This is a genomic window from Pseudomonas sp. L-22-4S-12, from assembly GCF_009799935.1.
In the GTDB taxonomy this organism is placed as follows: domain Bacteria; phylum Pseudomonadota; class Gammaproteobacteria; order Pseudomonadales; family Pseudomonadaceae; genus Aquipseudomonas.
In genome coordinates this window covers 90,828-110,928 of sequence record NZ_WELL01000011.1, presented here as the reverse complement: position 1 = coordinate 110,928, position 20,101 = coordinate 90,828, and the positions used below count along the sequence as shown (strand labels likewise).

Below are 20,101 nucleotides of genomic sequence, written 5' to 3'. Positions count from 1 at the left end.
AGCGGGAGGCGAATTCTACAGCGTTCAAACTCGCTGTCAACCACCTCTTTCAAGCTTCTTCAGCCCTTTCGAACCAAAGCACCAACAGGGTCAAACCACCACCCTGCCAGCCCGACGCATTCTACTCGAATCCGCCACCGTCGCAACCTTTATTTTCGTCTAACCTCTTGTTTATCAAGGAGTTTTCAGATCAGGCCGCGCCGGAAGAGGCGCACATTATAGGCCCGCAGATTTCGCCGTCAACGCCTTTCTGCTAATCATTTTCAAATTCAGCCGAATGGCCAGATCAGGCCTGCATTATCCAGCCTTCAACCCCCATTGCCGCCTGGCGCAACGCTTCGGATCGAGTGGGATGTGGATGACAGATCAACGCAATGTCTTCGGATGAGGCGGCAAACTCCATGGCGACGCAGTATTCGCCGATCATCTCGCTAACACTGGGCCCAACCATGTGCACACCGAGAATCTCATCGCTGTGCTCATCGGCCAGAACCTTAACGAAGCCCTCGGACTCATGATTGATCTTTGCCCGGCTATTGGCGGTGAACGGAAACTTGCCGACCTTATAGGTGCGCCCTTCGGCCTTGAGCTGCTCTTCAGTCTTGCCGACACAGGCCACTTCGGGACGGGTATAGATGACATTGGGAATAACGTCGTAGTTGACCTCGGCCGCCTTGCCCGCGATCTGTTCGATGCAGGCAATCGCCTCATCCTCGGCTTTATGCGCGAGCATGAGCCCGGAGGTCACATCACCTATCACCCAGACGCCAGGCGCGCTGCTGCGATGACGCTGATTCTCGAGCATGCCGCGCTTGTCGGTCTGGATGCCCACGCTCTCCAAACCCAGCCCTTGAGTGTAAGGACGACGACCAATAGCGACCAGCACATAATCAGCCTGCAGCAGCTGCGCCGCGCCTCCGCTGGCAGGCTCGATACCCAACTCAACACCCGCATCCGTGACGACCGCAGCCGTCACCTTCGAGCCGAGCTTGAAACTCAGCCCCTGCTTGGCCAGTGAGCGCTGCAGGGTCCTGCCCGTTTCTTCATCCAGCCCCGGGCAAATCCGATCAAGAAATTCGACGACGGTGACCTGGCTGCCCAGACGACGCCACACCGAACCCAGCTCCAGGCCGATAACCCCGGCGCCGATCACCACCAGGTGCTTAGGCACCTCGGGCAACGACAACGCGCCCGTCGAGTCCAGGATGCGCTGGTTATCGATGGCCACCCCAGGCAGCGGCGTCGGCTCGGAGCCGGTGGCGATGACAATGTCCTTGGCCTGCAACTCGGTCTGGCTGCCGTCAGCCGCCGTGACCAGCACGCGCCCAACCCCATCGAGCCGCCCCCAGCCCTTGATCCAGTCGACCTTGTTCTTGCGAAAGAGGAACTCGACGCCCTTGGTCAGGGCCGCCACGCTCTCGTCTTTCTGCTTCATCATCTGCGCCAGATTGAGCTGTGGCTTGACCTCGATACCAAGGTTGGCGAGCTCGCCGCCCATTGCCGCCTCGTAGAGCTCGGAAGCGTGCAGCAATGCCTTCGACGGCATGCAGCCTACATTCAGGCAGGTACCGCCCAGGGTCTCTCGCCCCTCGACACAGGCGACCTTCAATCCCAACTGACCAGCCCTGATCGCGGCGTTGTAGCCGCCTGGCCCACCACCGATCACCACCACGTCATACAGACTCATGGACGCTCCGACCTATTCAAGGTTGTTCATGCGCGACCTGCACACCAACCTGACGTGGACGACGCAGCGCATGGAAGACAAAGAAAGCAGATAGCGCAAACAGTACATGCAGAAGAACCATAGGCCAGGCCGTTCCATCCTGCATCGCGCTCAGCAACAGACCGCTGCAGGTCGCGCCCAGCATCTGGGCAAACCCCATCAGTCCGGCAGCCAGACCTGCGCGATGGGCATTGGGCATCACCGCGCCAGCTACTGCGGCAGGCAGAACCATCCCCCCGCCAAACGTCACCAGCACTTGCGGCAGAGACAAGCCAAGGACGGACAGCCCCAGCAACTTATATATAGCTAGCGTTGCAACTGCGCCGGCAGCGACAAAACCGACCCCGATGGCTACCAATCGCTCGGGCCCGACCTGCAGAATCATCCGACGCGTCAGCAATGCCCCACCAATCAGCCCGGAAACGATAAAACCAAAGGTCAGGCCATATTCGGCGGACGACAACCCGAGCAAACCGATATAGACACTCGAAGAGCCTGCGATCACGGCGAACATCGCGCCGTAGGTAAATAGCAGAGCCAGCGCCAACACCCGACAGGAGCGCCCCTTGAGCAGATCGAGATAGTTGCCCAGCAAACCACGCAACTGACCGGCCTGAGGGTCGAGCGTCTGATTGCTCTCCTTATAGATAGTCAAAACCGCCAGCAAAGCACCCAGCCCCACCAGCAGCGCCGCAAACACCGGCAGCTGCCAGCCGCCCTGGCTTGCCAGGAAGCCACCCAGCATAGGTGAAACCACAATGGCGCAGAGCATGCCGATCACCGTCAGCGCCAATGCCGGGGCAGCCTGCGCCTGCCAGACATCGCGCACGATCGCACGCGCCAATACCAGCGCCGCGCAAGCCCCCAAACCTTGCAGCAAGCGCGCCGCGATAAAGGTTTCCATATTGCTGGCCAACAGCATTCCTGTGGTGGCCAACAGATAGAGCGATAAACCGCCCAGCAGAACCGGCCGCCGTCCGATCCGGTCGGATAGCGGTCCCAGAAACAACTGGCCGACACCGAAGGCGCCCACAAAAACTGCGAGCGCCAGGACACCCGACCCCGGACTGGCCAGCAGATCCCTTTCCAAGGTCCCCAGGCTGGGAATAAGCAACTGCGTCGATATCTCGCCCAGAGCCGTCAAGACGACTAACAGGATCAGCAAAGCTCGCGAAGGAAGCGGATGAGTCGGCATGGCGGCACTCCCAAGAAATGATCCGCAACCGCCTTCTGCTGAAATCCGGTTGCCATTTTGAATTTCAACCATAATATAAAAATAGAATTACATCCATCATTCATCTGACCAGCACCCGACGAGACCCGCCATGCCCGACTCATCTCGCACTGAAAAACTGAACCAATGGATAGCTGCAGGAGAGGCCGCCCGGGCCCGCCTGGCATCTCCCGGCACCCTGAGCCTTGCCGAAGTCAGCGCCCTGCAGCCAGAGGAGTTCTTTGCGCAGATCGGCAGCGGTGAACTGCCCTGCCCGCCGTTCGGCCACCTGGTGGACTTCGTGCCACTGGAGTGGTCAAGCGGCTACTTCGTCTTCCAGGGCACTCCGGATACACGCCACTACAATCCGCTGGGCAGCGTACATGGCGGCTATGCGGCAACCCTGCTCGACTCCTGCATGGGTTGCGCCATCCACACCCTGCTCCAGCCAGGCCAGGGTTACACCACGACGGATTTGCGCGTCAGTTTTGTTCGCGCGCTGCGGGGCGACATCGGCCCCGTCCGCGCGGAGGGGCGCATCGTGCATCTGGGGCGCTCGACCGCCCTGGCTGAAGGACGCATCTACGATGTAGATGACCGCCTGTACGCAGTCGGCTCCACGACCTGTCTGATCCTCGACATGCGCAAATAGCCAGCGCCTCGCCTGACCAGTTCAAGCAAGCGGACTGGTTGGTACGCCAGGACCCGCGAACTCAATCGGACGCGGATCGAAAAGCGCCATTTAAATTTCAACCGTCATCTATCAAGCAGTTTAGATTGCACATATCATTTCAATCATCCAGGGTTCATCCAGAACCACGGAGCAGCCTCTCCAGAGCCAAGGAGCATTGTCATGTCGTCCATCGTTATCGCCGGTTTTGCCCGCTCGCCCTTCCACTTCGCCAAGAAAGGCGGACTGATCAATGTGCGCCCCGATGATCTGGCAGCTCAGGTTCTTCGGGGTCTGATCGGCAAACTCGACCTGGATCCCGCACACATTGAAGACGTAATCATGGGCTGTGCTTACCCCGAAGCCGAACAGGGAATGAACATCGCCCGCATCGCCAGCTTCCGCGCTGGTTTTCCGGAAACTCTCGGCGGCGCCACGGTCAACCGTTTCTGCGGCTCGTCGATGACTGCCGTGCACTTCGCCGCCGGCCAAATCATGCTGGGCGCCGGCGAGGCATTTATCTGCGCCGGGGTCGAATCCATGACTCGCGTGCCCATGGGCGGCTTCAACATCTCACCCAACCCGACGCTGATGGGCAGCTTCCCGCAGGTCTACATGGCCATGGGGCACACCGCCGAAGAAGTGGCCAAGCGCTTTGCCGTCAGCCGCAGCGAGCAGGAAGCCATGGCCGTCGAGTCCCATGCCAAGGCCGCCAATGCCCGTGCTTTGGGCCTGCTGGCCGACGAGATCGTCACCATCGACACGCCCGACGGCCAGGTCAGCGAAGATGGCTGTATTCGCCCAGGGACCAACCTCGAGTCCCTCGCCGGCCTCAAACCGGCCTTTGGCGGCAGTGTCACCGCCGCCACCTCATCGCCCCTGACCGATGGCAGCGCCGCCGTCCTGGTCTGCAGCGAAGCATTTGCGCGCCAGCACAAGCTGAACATCCTGGCGCGCATCAAGGCCGTTGCCGTAGGCGGCTGTGCGCCTGAGATCATGGGCATGGGCCCGGTAGTGGCAACGCGCAAGGTATTGCAGCGTGCCGGACTGAGCATCGCCGACATCGACCTGGTGGAAATCAACGAAGCCTTCGCCAGCCAGTCGATTGCCTGCATACGCGAACTCGGCCTGGATATGGCCAAGGTCAATCTGGATGGCGGCGCCCTCGCCCTCGGCCATCCGCTGGGCGCCACCGGTGCACGAATCACCGGCAAGGCAGCAGCCCTGCTCAAGCGCACCGGTGGGCGTTATGCCATTGCCACCCAATGCATCGCCGGTGGCCAGGGTGTAGCCACCCTGCTTGAAGCCGTCGACAACTGAGGTGTCTCCGGGGAAGAGCCCGTCACCGCCCTTCCCCGCCCGCAGTCCCTGGCTGCAGGCATCAGCCAGGCATCGACAAAAAAGGTAAAATGACAGACAGCATCCTAAGCAGCGGAAGAGACAAGGCCCAGCATGCGCTACTCACAGGAACACAAAGCCCAGACCCATCAGCGCATCATCGAAGAGGCCGCACGGCTATTCCGGCGCGATGGCGTCGGCGCGACCGGTCTACAGCCCTTGATGAAAACTCTGGGGCTGACCCACGGCGGCTTCTATGCCCATTTCAAATCCAAAGATGAACTGGTCGAGACCGCCCTGCAGCATGCCGTGGAACAACTGCGCAGCAATACCCAGGAAGACATGGCCAGCGATCAGCCGCTGAGCACGTTCATCGCGCGCTACCTCTCCAGCGCACACCGCGCCGATCCTGGCGCCGGCTGTCCGCTGCCAACCGTCTGCGCCGAACTGGGGCAACGCGGCCAACCCAGCACAACTACCGACCAACTCATCCAGGATCGCCTGGCCATGCTCGAGTCCAAGCTCGACGGCGAGGATGCCGCCGAGCAAAGCGTGCTGATGTTTTCTGCCATGGTAGGGGCCTTGCTGCTGTCACGCAGCGTCAGTGACCCACAGCTGTCTGATCGCCTGTTGAAAACCACGCGCAAACTGCTCATCGAGCAAACCGAAGCCCAATCGGAAGCCTGAATCAACCCCACATGAAAAAGCCCTTCCCGCTAACGGAAAGGGCTTTTCAATTTCCCCACGCTTATTTGTAGCGGGCCGCCGCCTTGTTACGCGACAGGTTGGGCCCGAGCTTGGCGCGCGCGCCGACAAATGCCTGCCAGTCGGCGGCATCCGGCAATGAAGGAATGGTCACCAGCTCACCCTGATCGAAACCGGCCAGTGCCGCATCGACCATCTCGCCGACCTCCATGATCATCTCTGCCGGCAGAGCCGCTTCATCGAGCCCCGAACGCTCCCAGATCTCCGTGCGCGTCACGCCCGGCAACACGGCCTGAACCTGCACACCCAGCTTGCCGACTTCGCTGTGCAGGGTCTGCGTCAAGCTCAGCACATAGGCTTTGGAGGCACTGTAAACAGCGTTGAACATTTCCGGAGCCAGCGCCACCACCGACGCAATATTGATGATGCCGCCGCGCCCGGCCGCACTGAAACTAGCCGCCGCGGCCGCAGCCAGGCGGGTCAGCGCAACCACGTTGAGCTGGATCAGGTCATCGGCGCGGTCCAGATCGGCTTCGGCAAGACTACCGTTGAGTGCCACCCCGGCATTGTTGACCAGCAGGCTAATACTGGCGTCACTGCGCAGGCGCTGCTCTACCAAACGCATGTCGTCCTTGCGCGTGAGATCAGCTTTGAGCACTTCCACTGCCACGCCATATTCCTGGGCCAGACGCCCGGCCATGGCCTCAAGGCGCTGCAGATCACGCGCCACCAAGAGCAGATCATAGCCACGCCGCGCCAAGCGCTCGGCATAGGTGGCGCCAATCCCCGACGAAGCACCGGTAACCAGTGCCACACCCTTTGCGTGCTGCTTGATCATAACCGTTCTCCCGTGGGCAATTTGATGGATACGCGGCCCGAATTGCAGTCCGCGGAGGTGTATCTCAATCACAGCCTCAATATATGTTAGTCGTAATTTAAAAGTAAGAGCCACCTATCGATGAATCCACACAGAAGGATCAAATCTACCGCTTTGCGCTGTAATGGCATGCACCTGTGTGCGGGGCCGCCCCGCTCTGCTCGCTGCGACAGATCACCAGCCATCCGAATGCCAGCCGCTACAGGGCTGCCTTGCTGTTCATGGGCCTGTCCTCGAAATAGGCAGTGAACAATCCCGCTGACGGCCGCTTAGCTACGCAGGAAGGCCAGCATGTCAGCACCCAGTTTTTCCTTGTGAGTGTCGGTAATGCCGTGAGGTGCACCGGGGTAGATCACCAGCTTGGCGTGCGGCACCAGCTTGGCCGAAGCACGTGCGGCGGCATCCACGGGGACGATCTGGTCGTCGTCGCCGTGCAGGATCAGCGTGGGTATGGAGAACTTCTTCAGGTCCTCGGTGAAGTCGGTTTCGGAGAAGGCCTTGATGCAGTCGTAGGCATTCTTGTGCCCGGCCATCATGCCCTGCATCCAGAAAGCATCGATCACCCCCTGGGAGGGTTTGGCACCGGGACGGTTGTAACCAAAGAAAGGGCCACTGGCGACGTCCTTGTATAACTGCGAACGGTCGGCGAGCGAGGCGGCGCGGATGCCATCGAACACCGAAAGAGGCAGACCGCCGGGATTGGCCGCGGTTTTCACCATCAGCGGCGGAACCGCTGCGATCAGCCCGGCCTTGGCCACCCGCGCCGTCCCGTGACGGCCGATGTAGCGCGCCACCTCGCCGCCACCGGTGGAGAAGCCGAACAGCGAGGCTCCGCGTACGTCCAGATGATCCAGCAGCTGAGCCAGATCATCTGCATAGGTGTCCATCTCATTGCCGCTCCAGGGTTGACTGGAGCGGCCATGGCCACGGCGGTCGTGAGCGATCACCCGATAGCCGTTGCTGGCCAGAAAGAACATCTGCGCCTCCCAGCTATCGGCGTTGAGTGGCCAGCCGTGGCTGAGGACGACCACCGGGCCGCTGCCCCAGTCCTTGTAATAGATCTCGGTGCCACCGCGAGTGGTAATAGTGCCCATGGTCTTGCGCTCTCCATTCTCAGGTTGCAGACGGGTTGCCGTGGAGCCGCTGCCCCGCATGCAACCGCCCAGGGGTAACAACATCGTCGTGGCCAACGCGGCGGAGCCGAGCAGCAGCTGGCGACGACCTTTATTCAGGGGTTGTTCAGGGTTTTGCGGCATTGGCTGTCTCTCCCTTGGTTGGCGAGTGCGGCAGGCGCACGCGCATCAGGTTCCAGGTGCTTACCCGCTCCTCCCACTCGTCGCCCTCGGCAGGCGTCAGTGGCAGGGCCAGGTTGCTGACGATCATCTAGTCGCCCTGTGCCACGCTGCTGGCGGGGAATGCGGCGCACCATTGCTGGCGATGCCCTGAAAGCCGCCTGCGCGTACGCGAATCAGCCCGCGCTCGTCGATCCCCAGCAGTTGGTCGATCTGATTGGCCAGCAGCCACAGCAGGCCGTCGTGAAACAGCAATCCGTCGGCCCCGAGCAGGCTCTCGGCCAGCACCTGCAACTCGCCGTTCGGCAAGCTCATGCGCAGCAGGCGCCCATCGCCGGCGTTGTTGATATACAGCTGACTCTCATCGGTGTTGAAGGCCAGGCCGTTGGCACCGAAAGGCAGAGAGCCCGCCGTCGCCAGTAGCGGATCGCGCGACAGAACCTCCACCGAGCAAGGCGCGCAACGCGTGGCATTGGCAATACGGTAAAGCGCGCCCTGGAAGGAGTCGGAAACGTAAAGGTCGCCATTGCTGGCGAACACCAGGCCGTTAGGCGCAGGTGCGCCAGCGGAACCGAAGTGGATCCGATCCTGACTGCCGTCCGGGTTGGCCACCGTGCGCGCAGCGGGTGCTGCGGGGTTCAGTTGCGGAAAGTCGAGCAGGTCCTCGATTCGGGTGTCCGCCTCAAACGCGGCCGGGATGCGTTGCAGCTTGCCGGCACCAAAATTGAGAATGTAGATATGGCCATCGGCATAGCCCAGACCGGTCAGCGGCGTAGCGGCAAACGAGCGTTGCGCCAGCAGCCGACCGTCAGCCGCATAGCGCAGCAACTGGTTATTGCGTGCGCTGGCGGGCTGACGGGCATCGAAAGTGCCTACGTAGATTTCGCCGCTACGTGGATTGGTGGTCAGCCCTTCGGGATAACGCACGCCGACAGGCAGCTCGGCAAACGGCTCGACCTCGAGCTGCTGCGGCCCCGGCACATCAGCCCGCACACCGGCAGATGCACCAGCCAGGAACAGGTACAGGATGCCCATACTGTGCTTCGACAGACTCATATAGCCTCCACACGCGTTGACGATGCTCGAACGCTTCTGGGGGGGGGGCTCGTCAGGACGCCGAATGCGGGGCAGCGGATGGCGAGCGATGATCTGATACTGACGGTATCCGCCAGCAACCGGCTACGTAAAATCGGCAAAGGGGCCCAGCCTGGGCAATTTGCCTGTTTTACGTATCGACGCAGTGCGACTCAGCGCAGCCTGGAACCGCCACCCACGGCCAGGACGTTGCCATGCCGCTACGCACTACGCCTCGTCAACGTGCTCGCCAAGCCAGCTACGAGAACCTGCTGAGCCGAGTGCTGAAGCTATTGCCGCCCATAACGGAACGCACACCACGCCTGGCTGAGCTGTGCCGCACCGCTGAGGTCAGCGAACGTACGCTGCGCACGGCCTTTATCGCCACCCTGGGCATGGCGCCCGCACGCTATCTGCGCCTGCGTCGCCTGCATCTGCTGCGCGCCGCCCTGGCGCTGACCGAGCCTGGCCAGACCAGTGTCTCAGCGATCGCCCAGCGTTTCGGCTACACCGATTGCGGACCCATGGCCGCGGACTACCACGCACTGTTCGGTGAATACCCCAGCGCTACCCTGCAGCGCGGCGTCAGTGGCGACTGAGCGACAACGCCCGCGGTATAGGTCGTCGACTACGCAACGATTGCGAGGGCAGTTCGCCGAAATAACGGCGGTAAAAGCCGGCAAAGCGACCGAAATCCCACACCCCGAAACGTGTGCAGATATCAGTGATGGTCTCGCCCGGTGCCGCGCGCAGAATGGCACGACGGATCGCGTGCAGGCGGTGCTGCATCAGATAGCGGTGCGGGCTCATGCCCAGGTAGCGAGTGAACAGATTGCGTAAGGTACGCTCGGAGGTGCTGCAAGCCCGGCACAGATCGGCCATGAACAGCGGGGCATCCGGCATGGCGTCCAGCAGCTCCAAGGCCCGCCGCATAATCTGCTGGTGGCCCTGACGGGTAGCGAGTCCAGCCTGCGTCGGTGTCGCCGGCAGCAGACTGCGAAACACCTGATCCATCAGCTCGCTACGGGCGGCGCATTCGGCCGCCGGGGCGTGCAGCTCCAGGGGTGCGCTGTGATCGAGGCGCAACAGGCGCAACGCCAGCCAGATCAGCGGAGCCAGGTCTTGCTGAGCCAGGCAGACCATATTGCGCGTCAGAATCGACTGGTCGAATTCATCCTCATGTTGCTGCGCCCAGCGCAGCACCAGCTCGCAGGACATGGCCACCGTCATCCAGCTTGACGGCTGACTGGCGTCGATATGAAACATCGCCTCCGGCACCATCCAGCCGACCACGCGCCGGCCCAGACGCTGTCCTCCCAGCACGGTACACTCATGCTGGCTCAATGGCAGGAAGATATTGAAGAACCCGGGCAGGCCGACGCCACTATAAACCGTGCCGGCACCCTCGCGGCCAAACATCAAGGCTACGCCGTCCAGCTCGACAACCCTCAGGCGCCAGTCCTGCTGCTGCCGCGAGCGCAGTACGTAATGCCCCTCTACCCCATACAAAGCCTCTTCGAACTCATCGAAGTCAGCGCAGATCAGCTGGCTCATGATGCCCCCAGAAAACGCCCTGCGCCGGTACTGGACAACCGCAGATCAACGGGCGAATTCAGTGTAGGAGCATTCTTATCCGCTTGCCGCAGAAGCGCCGCAAGCCGGATCACGAAATGCTGTGCACTTAGAATGCATCTGTCGCAAGAGACAGAAGAGCCACACCGAGCCTGTATCTCACGGCCAAAACGAAAAAGGCCAGTTCATTTCTGAACTGGCCTAGATCGTGGAGTTATTTGGTCGGGACGGAGTGATTCGAACACTCTACCCCTTGCACCCCATACAGGTAATAACCTTTCCGAGGGTGACCGACCAAATCCGAAGCACTCCCACACAGCCCCTGATTTTACTGGCTTGCAGGCATTTTATCGTCCAAAATAGCCCGAAGAGCTTCGAAGGAAGCCGATCTCAATTGGCAACGAATTGGCAACCAGAGAATCTCAATTGGCAACCAATTGGCAACGGGGAAGCTGACCATATGGCCAACATAACAGACCGCCAGATGACAGCCAAACCTGGTGCGAGCGACAAGTGGCTGAGCGAAGTCGCCATCTGGGGACATGGCAGCCTGGTGGCCCGTATAACCCCAAGCGGCGAGCGCCTCTTTTATTTCCGCTACACCAATAGCAGCAGTGAACGCATCACCTTCCCCATCGGCACATATAGCCGCGATGGCAGTGAAGGCACCATGACGCTCGCCGAAGCTGGCCAGCGAGCTAAAGAGCTCGCAGGGCTTCATAAGTCAGGTGTCAGAGACGTAAAGGAACACCTTGAAGCAGAGGAAGCCGCACGTGTCGCTGCACGTGACGCCGAACGTGCACGAATCGCTGCGGAGAAAGCTGCCTTGGAGGCGGCTCAGGCCCGACAAGCCACCAGGAAAAACGTCCAGCATTTGTTCGACCACTGGGCCAAGGTCGACTTGATCAACCGCAAGGACGGCGGTGCAGAGGTGCGCCGCATGTTCGAGAAAGATGTTCTACCTTTCCTCGGGAAAATGGCTGTCGAAGATGTGAAAAAAGGTCACATCACCGAGGTAACGGACGCCCTCCTCGCTCGCGGAGTCAACCGGATGGCGAAGATGATCTTCAGCCTGATGCGTCAGATGTTCCGATTCGCAGTAGACCGGGACCTGATTGATCACGACCCGACGGCGAGCATTCGAAAAGCAAAGATTGGCGGCAAGGACGTCGAGCGAGACAGAGTTTTGAGCGAGGAAGAAATCCGCGCCTTAGCAAAGCTCACTCCACAGGCCGGCCTACTTCCCTCCTCGGAGGCTGCAATTTGGATTGCGTTGTCGACCTGCTGCCGCATCGGCGAGCTACTGAATGCCAGATGGGAGAACGTCGATCTCATTAAAGGCAACTGGCACATTCCCGCAGAGCAAAGCAAAAACGGTAAGGCACACAACGTAACCCTCTCATCGTTCGCCATCCAGCAGTTCAAGGCTGTCCGCGCATTCAGCGCTGCCAGTGAGTGGTGCTACCCCAACGTCCAAAATAGCGGCCCTGTCTGCTCAAAGACTGTAACCAAGCAGCTTGGGGATCGGCAACGCCTGCCAGGTCAAGGGATCCTGAGCAACAGAAGCGCCAATGCTCAGGCACTACTCCTTCCTGGAGGAAAGTGGACTCCTCATGACCTTAGGCGAACAGGAGCCACGACCATGACGGCGCTCGGCGTCTTGCCAGAAGTGGCGGAACGCTGCCTTAACCACACCGAAGAAAACAAGGTTAAGCGCACCTACCAGCGCCATAGTTACACCAAGGAAATGGCGGAAGCGTGGCAAACTCTTGGCCAATATCTGGAAAAAACAGTTCACACTGCGTAGCTTCATGTCGGCACATTGAGCATCTGTCAGGCTAAGTTGATCGACCAGGTGCGTTGTTGGGCTCTTCAAATGGGAATTGGCTCCGCTCCATATGCTGTAGCGACGCCTGAAAATCTGAACCGGGCTATTTATAGGAGCAGGGATGGGGGTATTCACTCCAGCAGGCGAAACACGAGTCGCGGTTCTGGTTGATTGCGACAACGTTTCTCCGGATATTCTTGAGCACGCTCTGCGTGTCGTGGCCCAGTTCGGGCGAGTGGTACTTCGTCGAGGATATGGCAACCATGCAACCCTGGCTAACAAATGGCAGGAGGCGCTGGTTCATTTGGCTTTCACGCCCTGCCTGCAGTATCAGTACGCTGCCGGAAAGAATACGTCGGATATCGCTCTGGCACTTGATGCAATGGAGGCACTGTTCGATCATCGAGCGGATACGTTTTGCCTTGTTACCAGCGACTCCGACTTTGCGTACCTGTGTCGCAAGCTTCGTGAGCGTGGTGCTACGGTGTGCATTGTCGGTGAGCCCAAAACGCCGGACGCACTACGCAATGCAAGCGATCAGTTCTTCGAGTGGTGCCGGGATGAGCATACTCTCGAGCCAATTGCAGATCATGCTGAAAAAGCCGCCACTAAAACAGAGTCAAATACGAAGCCGGTACCTGCCAAGAGTGATCCAGCAAAGCCTGTTATCAAGCGCAGGCCGAAGTTTGTCGTGGATGCCGTATCTCTGCTCGCAGGTGGAACCAGTGAAGGCAAAGTGAGCCTCAGCGCACTTGGGCAATATCTCAAGCGAACTGACCCCGCCTTCTCACCCAACTCATACGGTCACTCTGGACTGCTCGATATGGTTAAGACCTACGACCTGCTTCATCTCGTTCAAGAAAGTGGTGGCCATTGGAATGTTGGTCTGGCAGTAGAGGAAGATGATCTCACCGAGGCATTATCTGAGCCGGCCCTTGGTTCGTAGGCAACCAATGACCGCATTTGGCAGGAGGCCTCTGAGCCCAAAGGCCGGAATCGGCCAAAAGCAGACATCTACTTCGGGTCTGAGCAACGCGGACTCCGTAGCATTTTGGACAAACAAACCTAAATCCAGATATCCCCCTACCACATAATTAGCTACATGCTGCAACGCACCTAAACATTCAAAATCCTTTCAGCTCTCAAATGCCTCGATAAACAGAAAATCACACGTACTAAATGCAGGGTGCGCCGCAGCAGAGTTCTAAAAATAGCTAATAGTTATGGCTCCGGGCCGAAAGTAAGAGTAATCACGTTACCCGAAGCCTTACTAACCCCCACCCCAGCTTCCGCTGTTCCCGTTGTATGTGTAAAGTCCCATTTTAGCCCTCCCTCAGCCTTCTTAGTAACATTATAATTTATATCTACGGTAAACCCCCTAGGCCTAAGAGGTATAATTTGCTTTTGCCCCTCTTGAGCAGATGGATCAGTAGAGTATTTAGCAAGAGTGGCATTCAATACACCAGTTACGTACTCGACTATATCATCCGCAGATAATTGAATTTCCTGCTCATCCTTCGACAGTCGATTACTTTCACCGGCTTTATCAATAGCATCTTGCAACTCTTTAGCCTCTATACGGGGACTCCACGTGCTTAACGTTTCAGGATTTGTATACGCTGTGCGAGTTGGTCGCAGCCCCAACTCTAAATTAACTTCTTGGCCAGACTCCGCACTCCTGCTTCCACCAAAATTAACCACCACCAACCCAACCTGACCATTAGCATTAATAGTCTGCATTGTTTTAGCCTGCAAGGTGGCCTTTGTTAAAGTTATACCACTCACCTGTTCAGCGGCAGCGCAAGATACTAACTCACCTTTTTTAGCAACTGCACACTCACCATCCTTCCTTAGTGACGTGCACCACTCAGAGAAAATTTTCGGATCCAAAATATTAAGCATCCATCCACCCTTACGATCAGAAGCACAAAGTGTTTGATCAGAAGAAAATATCCTCCCACAAAGACTTGAGCCAACCTCCCCCCCTCCACCTTTCGCTGACTGGCAAAGAGCATAAGAAAGCTCTTGTGTTTCCCAACAAGCGGAAACCCTACCTTGCTTTGCCGCAGCGCAGCTACTTTCGAAATGCTCTTGCTCCGCCGAAAAATCATCCCACTGCTTTAAAGCCAATATCTTAGTTGTTGCCGCATTAACAACAGAAACAACCTCACTTAACGGTGCATCACCACTTAACTTAGCCGTATTACAGCAACCTCCAACACCAAGAAGCACGACAGATAACATATAAAGCCTAATCATGGTTACGACCTCCTATCGTTAGATGACCAGCACTCGCATCACTGGATGCAAATTAGGTCTAGCAAGGAAACTACCGATTTGCAAATTACTGCCTGACGACTAATCTTCAACACGAGGAAAGCAAGGTGCTATCTATCTGCCCCAATATCTAAAGCAAGGAGAAGCCATGGAGATCTCACGCCGCACATTCATCAAAGCATCCGCTGTAACCGCAATAGGAATTTCACAGACGTTCGAAACCTCAGCAATCAACAAAGCTATTGCTGCAGAAATGAACGAACAAAATTTAAGGCGCGACATCGCTTTACTACCGGCAGACGCCACTGAAATCAGGGCTTATCAGAGAGCGGTAGGGATAATGAAATCACTCCCAGCTGATGATAAACGCAGCTGGGCTTATCAAGCCAAAATCCACGACATGTTCTGCCCACATAACAACTGGTGGTTCCTTCCTTGGCACCGAGCGTATTTATTCTACTTCGAGTCTATATGCCAAGACCTTCTTAGCGACCAAAGCTTCCGCCTACCATACTGGGATTGGACAAAAGACACTTCAGTCCCGGCTCCATTTTGGGATAAAAACAGCCCTCTTTACCACCAGAATAGGAGAGCCACTCCGAACTCACAGATTAGCCAAGAGACCACTGGCCCCAAGGTGATTACAAGAATAATAAACTCACCATTAGACTTCACGCTCTATAGCGGAAATACGAACACAGACAATCAACGAGAACGAGCATTTGCAGGACTTTTAGAGTCGACACCCCACAATGGCATTCACCAATTTATAGGTGGAACCATGAGTACATTCCTGTCACCTGAAGATCCGGTTTTCTGGTTGCATCATGCAAACGTAGACCGCCTATGGAGAAGCTGGAGCAAGCTACACGAGCATCGGGCGTTCTCTGAAAACCTGTGGAAAAAGCATGAATTGAAAAGCTTTTTTGACTCGAAAACAGGAAAAGAGATCAATCCGATCACCGAATCAACTAATGACTATAAAAAATTCAATGCGGAATATGAAAGACTAGAAGCCCTTGCCCCGCAAAGCCCCCCAACGCAAAGAGAGCTTATTCGCCCCACATCAAAGTTCTTAAACGACAAATCCTTCAGGCGAGTTAGCGCCATACTCGGAAAAACGTCAGAGAAAGCAAATGCAGGATCTTTTTTCCTTAATGTAGGCAGCGCTTTTCAAGGCTCTATCGATGAGGCCATTCAGCCTTTTTCAGTAAGCGCCCCTCAACCACAAGAAAATGCAATACTTATGAAAATTGAAGGGATAGATAGAACTGCAGACGACGTAAGTTTAAGAATTTTCATCAACTGTGAAAACCCATCAACACAAACCCCAATTGGGAGCCCATCATATGTCGGAACGATAAACTTCTTTGCAGACAAGCACGGCGACCACACACTGAAGAGCAATTTCATTTATGACTGTACCGAAACATTTGCCAACCTAAAGCAAGCAGGCCTATATGACTCCCAAGACAAAATAAAAGTATCCCTAGTACCTATAAACACCAACAACCCAGATGAACCTTTACTGCTCAACGATGTCAAACCTGAAAGAATCACATTCATAGGCCTTTGATATGTCATACAGAAGTGAGTGGCTCTTGCTTTTGCTCATCAGCGCCAGTGCAAGTTGCTCTGACGCCAAAGAGCCGCTCACACCTCTACCAATTACAATCCCTGAGTCCGGCTTCAATTCAAGCATCCTTCTCTCCCCTCAAGAGGATCAGTGCAACAAAGAGAATAATTGCAACTTACTACTCAATATCGGAACAGAAAAACTTCCAGACAATATCACTGGCCTCAAGGTCAGCATTACCCCACAACAGTCACTCGAGGCAGAGGGGAAAATTTCATCCGAAGGAGAATACTACAAAGATCATGACGGAATGATCAATGTTATTATCGAGCTAAATAAAACAACTCCAAGCAAGAAGCTCAACATCAGCATCACGCCAATTACAGACAAAACAGCACCAGACAACACAGACAACACAGACAACATAACCTTAGACACTCTAAAACTTCGAGCCGTACAGCAATAAACTAGGCCCCTTCAAGCCCTGATTTATAGTTTAATGCAGAAGAGCTCTTGCTCTCCCAGAGCCCCATCCAATCTCCGATGAAGAAAATGGATGCTTCCTACAGGCTCTACATCTGTTCAACTCCCGTTCTGGGATTTGAACCTAGATCCTAGGCGGTGATCAGGCATACCTACAGGCCTCACGAGCTGGGCGAATTGGATACGCCGGAAATCGCTTTACAAAACCCTAGCGATGCTTAGATTTTTGGCCAACCGCACGATATCTGCCAAATCCAAGTGATCAGCGAATAGCGCTGTAAACACTGGGGTTTGCGGAGCTCAAAGGGGTTAGGCCACATCTCCCCCCGGCTCCACCAAATTCTGGTTTTCCTTGATTAGAAAAGCTTCTAATCCCCCTTCCTGAGGCTTCTGAACTCTCCCGCAAATCTCGTCAGCACCTACGATCTGCTTTGAATGAATGGATTCCGCTGCAAGTCCTTGTAGAGCGTGGGACGTGTCTTGACGAATGGCAGCTTCTGGCCGGTTAGCGACCACTGTTCTGGCTAACCATCCTTGTCCTCCCACACGTGGAGGACTTGCCATGATCATCATTGCTACCTGCAGCCGTCAGCCCTGGAACAAAGGAAAATTAGTCGGGCAGAAAACCCCGCTGACTGAGAGATATCTGGGCCATCCGAGTAAGGCTTCAAATTGCAGAAAGAACCCGTGATTTGGCCCTCTTCGATCTGGCCATCGACAGCAAGCTTCGAGCTTGCGACTTGACCAAGCTCCGTGTGCGCGACGTTGCCCATGGCGAACACGTGTCATCACGAGCCATGGTGATGCAGCAGAAAACGCAGCGGCCAGTGCAGTTCGAGATCACTGAGCAAACACGGTCTGCTCTCGCGGCCTGGACACATCAAGCCCAGCTCCGCAGCGAGGACTGCCTTTTTCCGAGCCGGCTGCATACCTCTGACCATCTATCCACTCGTCAATACGCTCGTATCGTCAAAGGCTGGGTGAAAGCCATTGGCCTTGATCCAGCCATGTATGGCACTCACACAATGAGGCGTACGAAGGCATCACTGATCTATCGAAAGACGAAGAACCTGCGGGCGGTTCAACTGCTGCTCGGCCATACGAAGCTGGAGAGCACTGTCCGTTACCTCGGGATTGAGGTCGATGACGCCTTGGAAATGGCGGAGCAGACCGAGGTTTGACCATGTATAGCGACGGTCGAAGTCAGACCGTCGCTAACCGGCCAGTAGCGGTCATTGCCACGCGCGCCCCGCCCCCGCTAAGGACATGCATGCTTGCGTTTAGCGAAGGCAATATAGCGGCTGGCGCGGCGGCGAGGAGTCATGGCTGGCGCGTACACATGGGGCGAATATGCGAGTCGGGGGTCACGCTGGTGCTGGTGAATGGTATTGCGCCGCTTGCAGGCCTAAGGGGGATAATCGGGGTAGAGCTGCACCATTTTCAGCGTTTTAGACACTTAGGCGGAAAATAAATCTGCCCCAATTTTTGCATCGACTGGTCAGCAGGGCGGTGGCGGATTGCTATGCTTCAGGGGACGTGATTCTGGCCGAGGGAGGAGGACAGATGGAGCTTCCGGATACCGTGATTAGGTTTGCAGAGAGCATCGGATCAGTAAAGTGCAGGCATTGGTCTAAGCTAAACAGAAGTTTTCTGGCCGGTGAGTATAAAAATATAAAGGACTTACAGCGCGCCGGCGAAAAGATTTCTAACCATCTCGAGCGCTTGATCGAAAAAACAGTCGAGCTGGATGAGGCAATCTACAAGAACGATATTGACAGCTCTATTTCCTATGAATGTCTATTCGATGGGAAGTTGCCAAAGATATTTTCCGAATTAGAAAAGGATATATGGTTCATTCCATTTCTGAAAAAAGACATAGAGCAATGGAAACTGCTTGAGAAGAATTACAACTCTCTCAGAATATCAAGGTCGCTAGATTCTAATTACCTAGAAACAAGACGGGGGCTTATAAAAAACCTTAGAAAGGAGGAGGAACATTTTAAATGGGAGTTTATTAGGCATTTAAATGCAACCAAAAAATCTGTTATTGAACAACGATATCGAGCAGCTAGGCATATTTACTCAAGTGCCTTTAGGCCAACTAAGTCAGAGATCGACTCCCTAAGAAAGACTGTCTATTCACGAACTATTGGTCTTGGCGTTGAAAGCACCTACAAGGATAGGATTATATACGCAGATGATGTTTTGTTTGACGAACATACAAGGCCACCCAAGAAAAATGACAAGTACGCTTTGTATATCCCTGGATGGTCATTGAATGGGGCCTTTACCGACTCCGACTAGCCCTTCTTATTAGATCGTGGAATAGGCCGCCTGCTTTTCATTTCTGTCCTTTATGCCTAGATGCCTAGATGCCTAGATGCCTATGACTATATTCAATTATCTGCGACATGACCTGCGACAGGTCTTGGGTTGAGAAGATCTGGGAGGATACGCTCGGTACGCGCTCAGGGCAAAGGTCTGGAGTCGCAGCGAGGCACGCTGGCGAGTTTAGTCTGTTACAGCTGACCGAAATGACTGCTTCTGGCAGAGTCCGGCCTACCGACATCGGTCGCAACCGGCCAGAAATGGACACTTAAGCAATCTTAGGTTGGCAGCTCCATCGCCGGCACCTTCCTCACGGTCACGAACAGTTTGTACTCGCAAAGTTCGACATTCTTGATGCCTGCGCACGCCAGGCACAGATCCTCTGAAATCGTGCGGCAGACGATGATGCCGCGAACACGCTGACCAGGCTCGGCCAACTCCTTACGAACCCAATTCATGTAACGAAGCAATTGCCCGACTACGCGGTCGTAACCGCGGGAGACCTTGAGTTCAAGGATCACGAAAGCGCCTGCCTTGTCTATCGCCAGAATATCGATACGTCGTCCGCCACCAGCTTCGAACTCGATGCCGCGCAGGTCGTCGTCTTCATAGAGTTTGAGTCCGGACTCGATGCACTCGAGGTTCTCGGCGAGGTAGCGTTGCAGATCCCTCTCAAGAAGGAACTCCGATGAGCCCGGTAGTGCATCTGCGCCTTCATCCTCTTCGGCGGCAGCTGCCGCCGCCTCTTCTCGCGCGACGTCGCCTTCGACCATCTCGTGAATGGGTGCAGGGTCTTTGCCTAGCTCATAGAGGCGGAACTGCCCCGAGTCCACCTTGAATAGTAGATCATCGGATTTGTTGGTCGCAGGGTGATGCAGTCGACTGCGGTCGTTAGTAGATGCCTGAACCAAGTGCGCACGGATGCTACCCGGCTTCAGCTTGGGGTAGTTTTTTGCGAACCACTCAATGGCGCGTGAGCTCGTAAATACCTGGCCAGGCTTCAAGCTCCAGTCGGCGAGCATGTCCTTGAGCAACGCCCGGGTGGGCTTGTCATAGATGGTTCGTGCCATAAAGCCTCCTTCGAGACTGCAACGCGACGGGGCAGATCGCCACTTATTTTTAGTGTAATTTTCCAGCTCGCA

The 20,101-nt window shown here is 56.2% G+C and carries 18 protein-coding genes and 2 pseudogenes; 11 read left to right on the top strand and 9 right to left on the bottom strand.

Annotation, left to right across the window (positions count from 1 at the left end; all coding sequences use genetic code 11):
- Positions 1-257, top strand: a pseudogene (locus F3I16_RS21115) (hypothetical protein); the annotation flags it as partial.
- Positions 258-286: 29 nt separating this feature from the next.
- On the opposite strand, the gene lpdA reads toward F3I16_RS21115, so the two are convergent.
- Both lpdA and F3I16_RS19870 read right to left on the bottom strand, forming a co-directional pair.
- Positions 287-1,687 (bottom strand): dihydrolipoyl dehydrogenase, encoded by a 1,401-nt coding sequence (gene lpdA, locus F3I16_RS19875; protein ID WP_160495252.1) that lies wholly within the window; start codon positions 1,685-1,687, stop codon positions 287-289.
- A 16-nt stretch (positions 1,688-1,703) separates the two neighbouring features.
- Positions 1,704-2,921, bottom strand: a complete 1,218-nt coding sequence (locus F3I16_RS19870) for a Bcr/CflA family efflux MFS transporter (RefSeq protein WP_160495251.1) — start codon at positions 2,919-2,921, stop codon at positions 1,704-1,706.
- Between the two features lie 130 nt (positions 2,922-3,051).
- On the opposite strand from F3I16_RS19870, the gene F3I16_RS19865 reads away from it, so the two are divergent.
- From F3I16_RS19865 to F3I16_RS19855, 3 genes are all read left to right on the top strand, one after another.
- Positions 3,052-3,591 carry a PaaI family thioesterase gene (locus tag F3I16_RS19865; protein ID WP_160495250.1) on the top strand — a complete coding sequence of 180 codons (540 nt, stop codon included), beginning with the start codon at positions 3,052-3,054 and terminating at the stop codon, positions 3,589-3,591.
- 201 nt (positions 3,592-3,792) lie between these two features.
- Positions 3,793-4,929 carry a thiolase family protein gene (locus tag F3I16_RS19860; protein ID WP_160495249.1) on the top strand — a complete coding sequence of 379 codons (1,137 nt, stop codon included), beginning with the start codon at positions 3,793-3,795 and terminating at the stop codon, positions 4,927-4,929.
- A gap of 132 nt (positions 4,930-5,061) precedes the next feature.
- Positions 5,062-5,634 (top strand): TetR/AcrR family transcriptional regulator, encoded by a 573-nt coding sequence (locus F3I16_RS19855; protein ID WP_160495248.1) that lies wholly within the window; start codon positions 5,062-5,064, stop codon positions 5,632-5,634.
- A gap of 61 nt (positions 5,635-5,695) precedes the next feature.
- On the opposite strand, the gene F3I16_RS19850 is transcribed toward F3I16_RS19855, so the two are convergent.
- The 4 genes from F3I16_RS19850 to F3I16_RS19835 all read right to left on the bottom strand — a co-directional run bounded on the left by F3I16_RS19850 (position 5,696) and on the right by F3I16_RS19835 (position 8,877).
- Positions 5,696-6,490, bottom strand: coding sequence for an SDR family oxidoreductase (locus F3I16_RS19850; protein ID WP_160495247.1), 795 nt, complete (start codon positions 6,488-6,490; stop codon positions 5,696-5,698).
- Positions 6,491-6,798: 308 nt separating this feature from the next.
- Complete coding sequence (locus tag F3I16_RS19845; protein WP_160495262.1) at positions 6,799-7,623, bottom strand: alpha/beta fold hydrolase; 825 nt, start codon at positions 7,621-7,623, stop codon at positions 6,799-6,801.
- 145 nt (positions 7,624-7,768) lie between these two features.
- Positions 7,769-7,912 carry a hypothetical protein gene (locus F3I16_RS19840; protein WP_160495246.1) on the bottom strand — a complete coding sequence of 48 codons (144 nt, stop codon included), beginning with the start codon at positions 7,910-7,912 and terminating at the stop codon, positions 7,769-7,771.
- Positions 7,909-8,877: a hypothetical protein gene (locus F3I16_RS19835; protein ID WP_160495245.1), complete on the bottom strand. Its 969-nt coding sequence runs from the start codon at positions 8,875-8,877 to the stop codon at positions 7,909-7,911. The genes F3I16_RS19840 and F3I16_RS19835 overlap by 4 nt, the downstream gene beginning before the upstream one ends.
- Positions 8,878-9,110: 233 nt before the next feature.
- Between F3I16_RS19835 and F3I16_RS19830 the strand changes: the two genes are divergently transcribed.
- The gene (locus tag F3I16_RS19830; protein WP_160495244.1) at positions 9,111-9,494 is read left to right on the top strand and encodes a helix-turn-helix domain-containing protein; all 384 of its coding nucleotides are present in this window, start codon (positions 9,111-9,113) and stop codon (positions 9,492-9,494) included.
- Here the strand turns inward: F3I16_RS19830 and F3I16_RS19825 are convergent.
- Positions 9,481-10,449 (bottom strand): helix-turn-helix domain-containing protein, encoded by a 969-nt coding sequence (locus tag F3I16_RS19825; protein WP_178116696.1) that lies wholly within the window; start codon positions 10,447-10,449, stop codon positions 9,481-9,483. The genes F3I16_RS19830 and F3I16_RS19825 overlap by 14 nt on opposite strands.
- A gap of 478 nt (positions 10,450-10,927) precedes the next feature.
- Between F3I16_RS19825 and F3I16_RS19820 the strand changes: the two genes are divergently transcribed.
- Together F3I16_RS19820 and F3I16_RS19815 are read left to right on the top strand one after the other, a co-directional pair.
- Positions 10,928-12,274: a site-specific integrase gene (locus tag F3I16_RS19820; RefSeq protein ID WP_160495243.1), complete on the top strand. Its 1,347-nt coding sequence runs from the start codon at positions 10,928-10,930 to the stop codon at positions 12,272-12,274.
- A gap of 142 nt (positions 12,275-12,416) precedes the next feature.
- Entirely contained in the window at positions 12,417-13,241 is an 825-nt protein-coding gene (locus F3I16_RS19815; protein ID WP_160495242.1) for an NYN domain-containing protein, read from the top strand.
- 275 nt (positions 13,242-13,516) lie between these two features.
- Here the strand turns inward: F3I16_RS19815 and F3I16_RS19810 are convergent, their stop codons facing one another.
- Positions 13,517-14,554, bottom strand: coding sequence for a hypothetical protein (locus tag F3I16_RS19810; protein WP_160495241.1), 1,038 nt, complete (start codon positions 14,552-14,554; stop codon positions 13,517-13,519).
- A gap of 166 nt (positions 14,555-14,720) precedes the next feature.
- Here F3I16_RS19810 and F3I16_RS19805 point away from each other — a divergent pair, with 166 nt between their 5' ends.
- The 4 genes and pseudogenes from F3I16_RS19805 (at position 14,721) to F3I16_RS19790 (ending at position 18,935) form a co-directional block, all read left to right on the top strand.
- Positions 14,721-16,148 carry a tyrosinase family protein gene (locus F3I16_RS19805; protein ID WP_160495240.1) on the top strand — a complete coding sequence of 476 codons (1,428 nt, stop codon included), beginning with the start codon at positions 14,721-14,723 and terminating at the stop codon, positions 16,146-16,148.
- 25 nt (positions 16,149-16,173) lie between these two features.
- Entirely contained in the window at positions 16,174-16,614 is a 441-nt protein-coding gene (locus F3I16_RS19800) for a hypothetical protein (RefSeq protein WP_160495239.1), read from the top strand.
- Between the two features lie 579 nt (positions 16,615-17,193).
- Positions 17,194-17,812 (top strand): annotated as a pseudogene (locus F3I16_RS19795) (tyrosine-type recombinase/integrase).
- A gap of 382 nt (positions 17,813-18,194) precedes the next feature.
- On the top strand, positions 18,195-18,935 hold the full coding sequence (locus F3I16_RS19790) for a hypothetical protein (RefSeq protein ID WP_160495238.1): 741 nt from the start codon (positions 18,195-18,197) through the stop codon (positions 18,933-18,935).
- Positions 18,936-19,237: 302 nt separating this feature from the next.
- Here the strand turns inward: F3I16_RS19790 and F3I16_RS19785 are convergent, their stop codons facing one another.
- Complete coding sequence (locus F3I16_RS19785) at positions 19,238-20,029, bottom strand: endonuclease NucS domain-containing protein (RefSeq protein WP_160495237.1); 792 nt, start codon at positions 20,027-20,029, stop codon at positions 19,238-19,240.
- Positions 20,030-20,101: the final 72 nt, after the last annotated feature.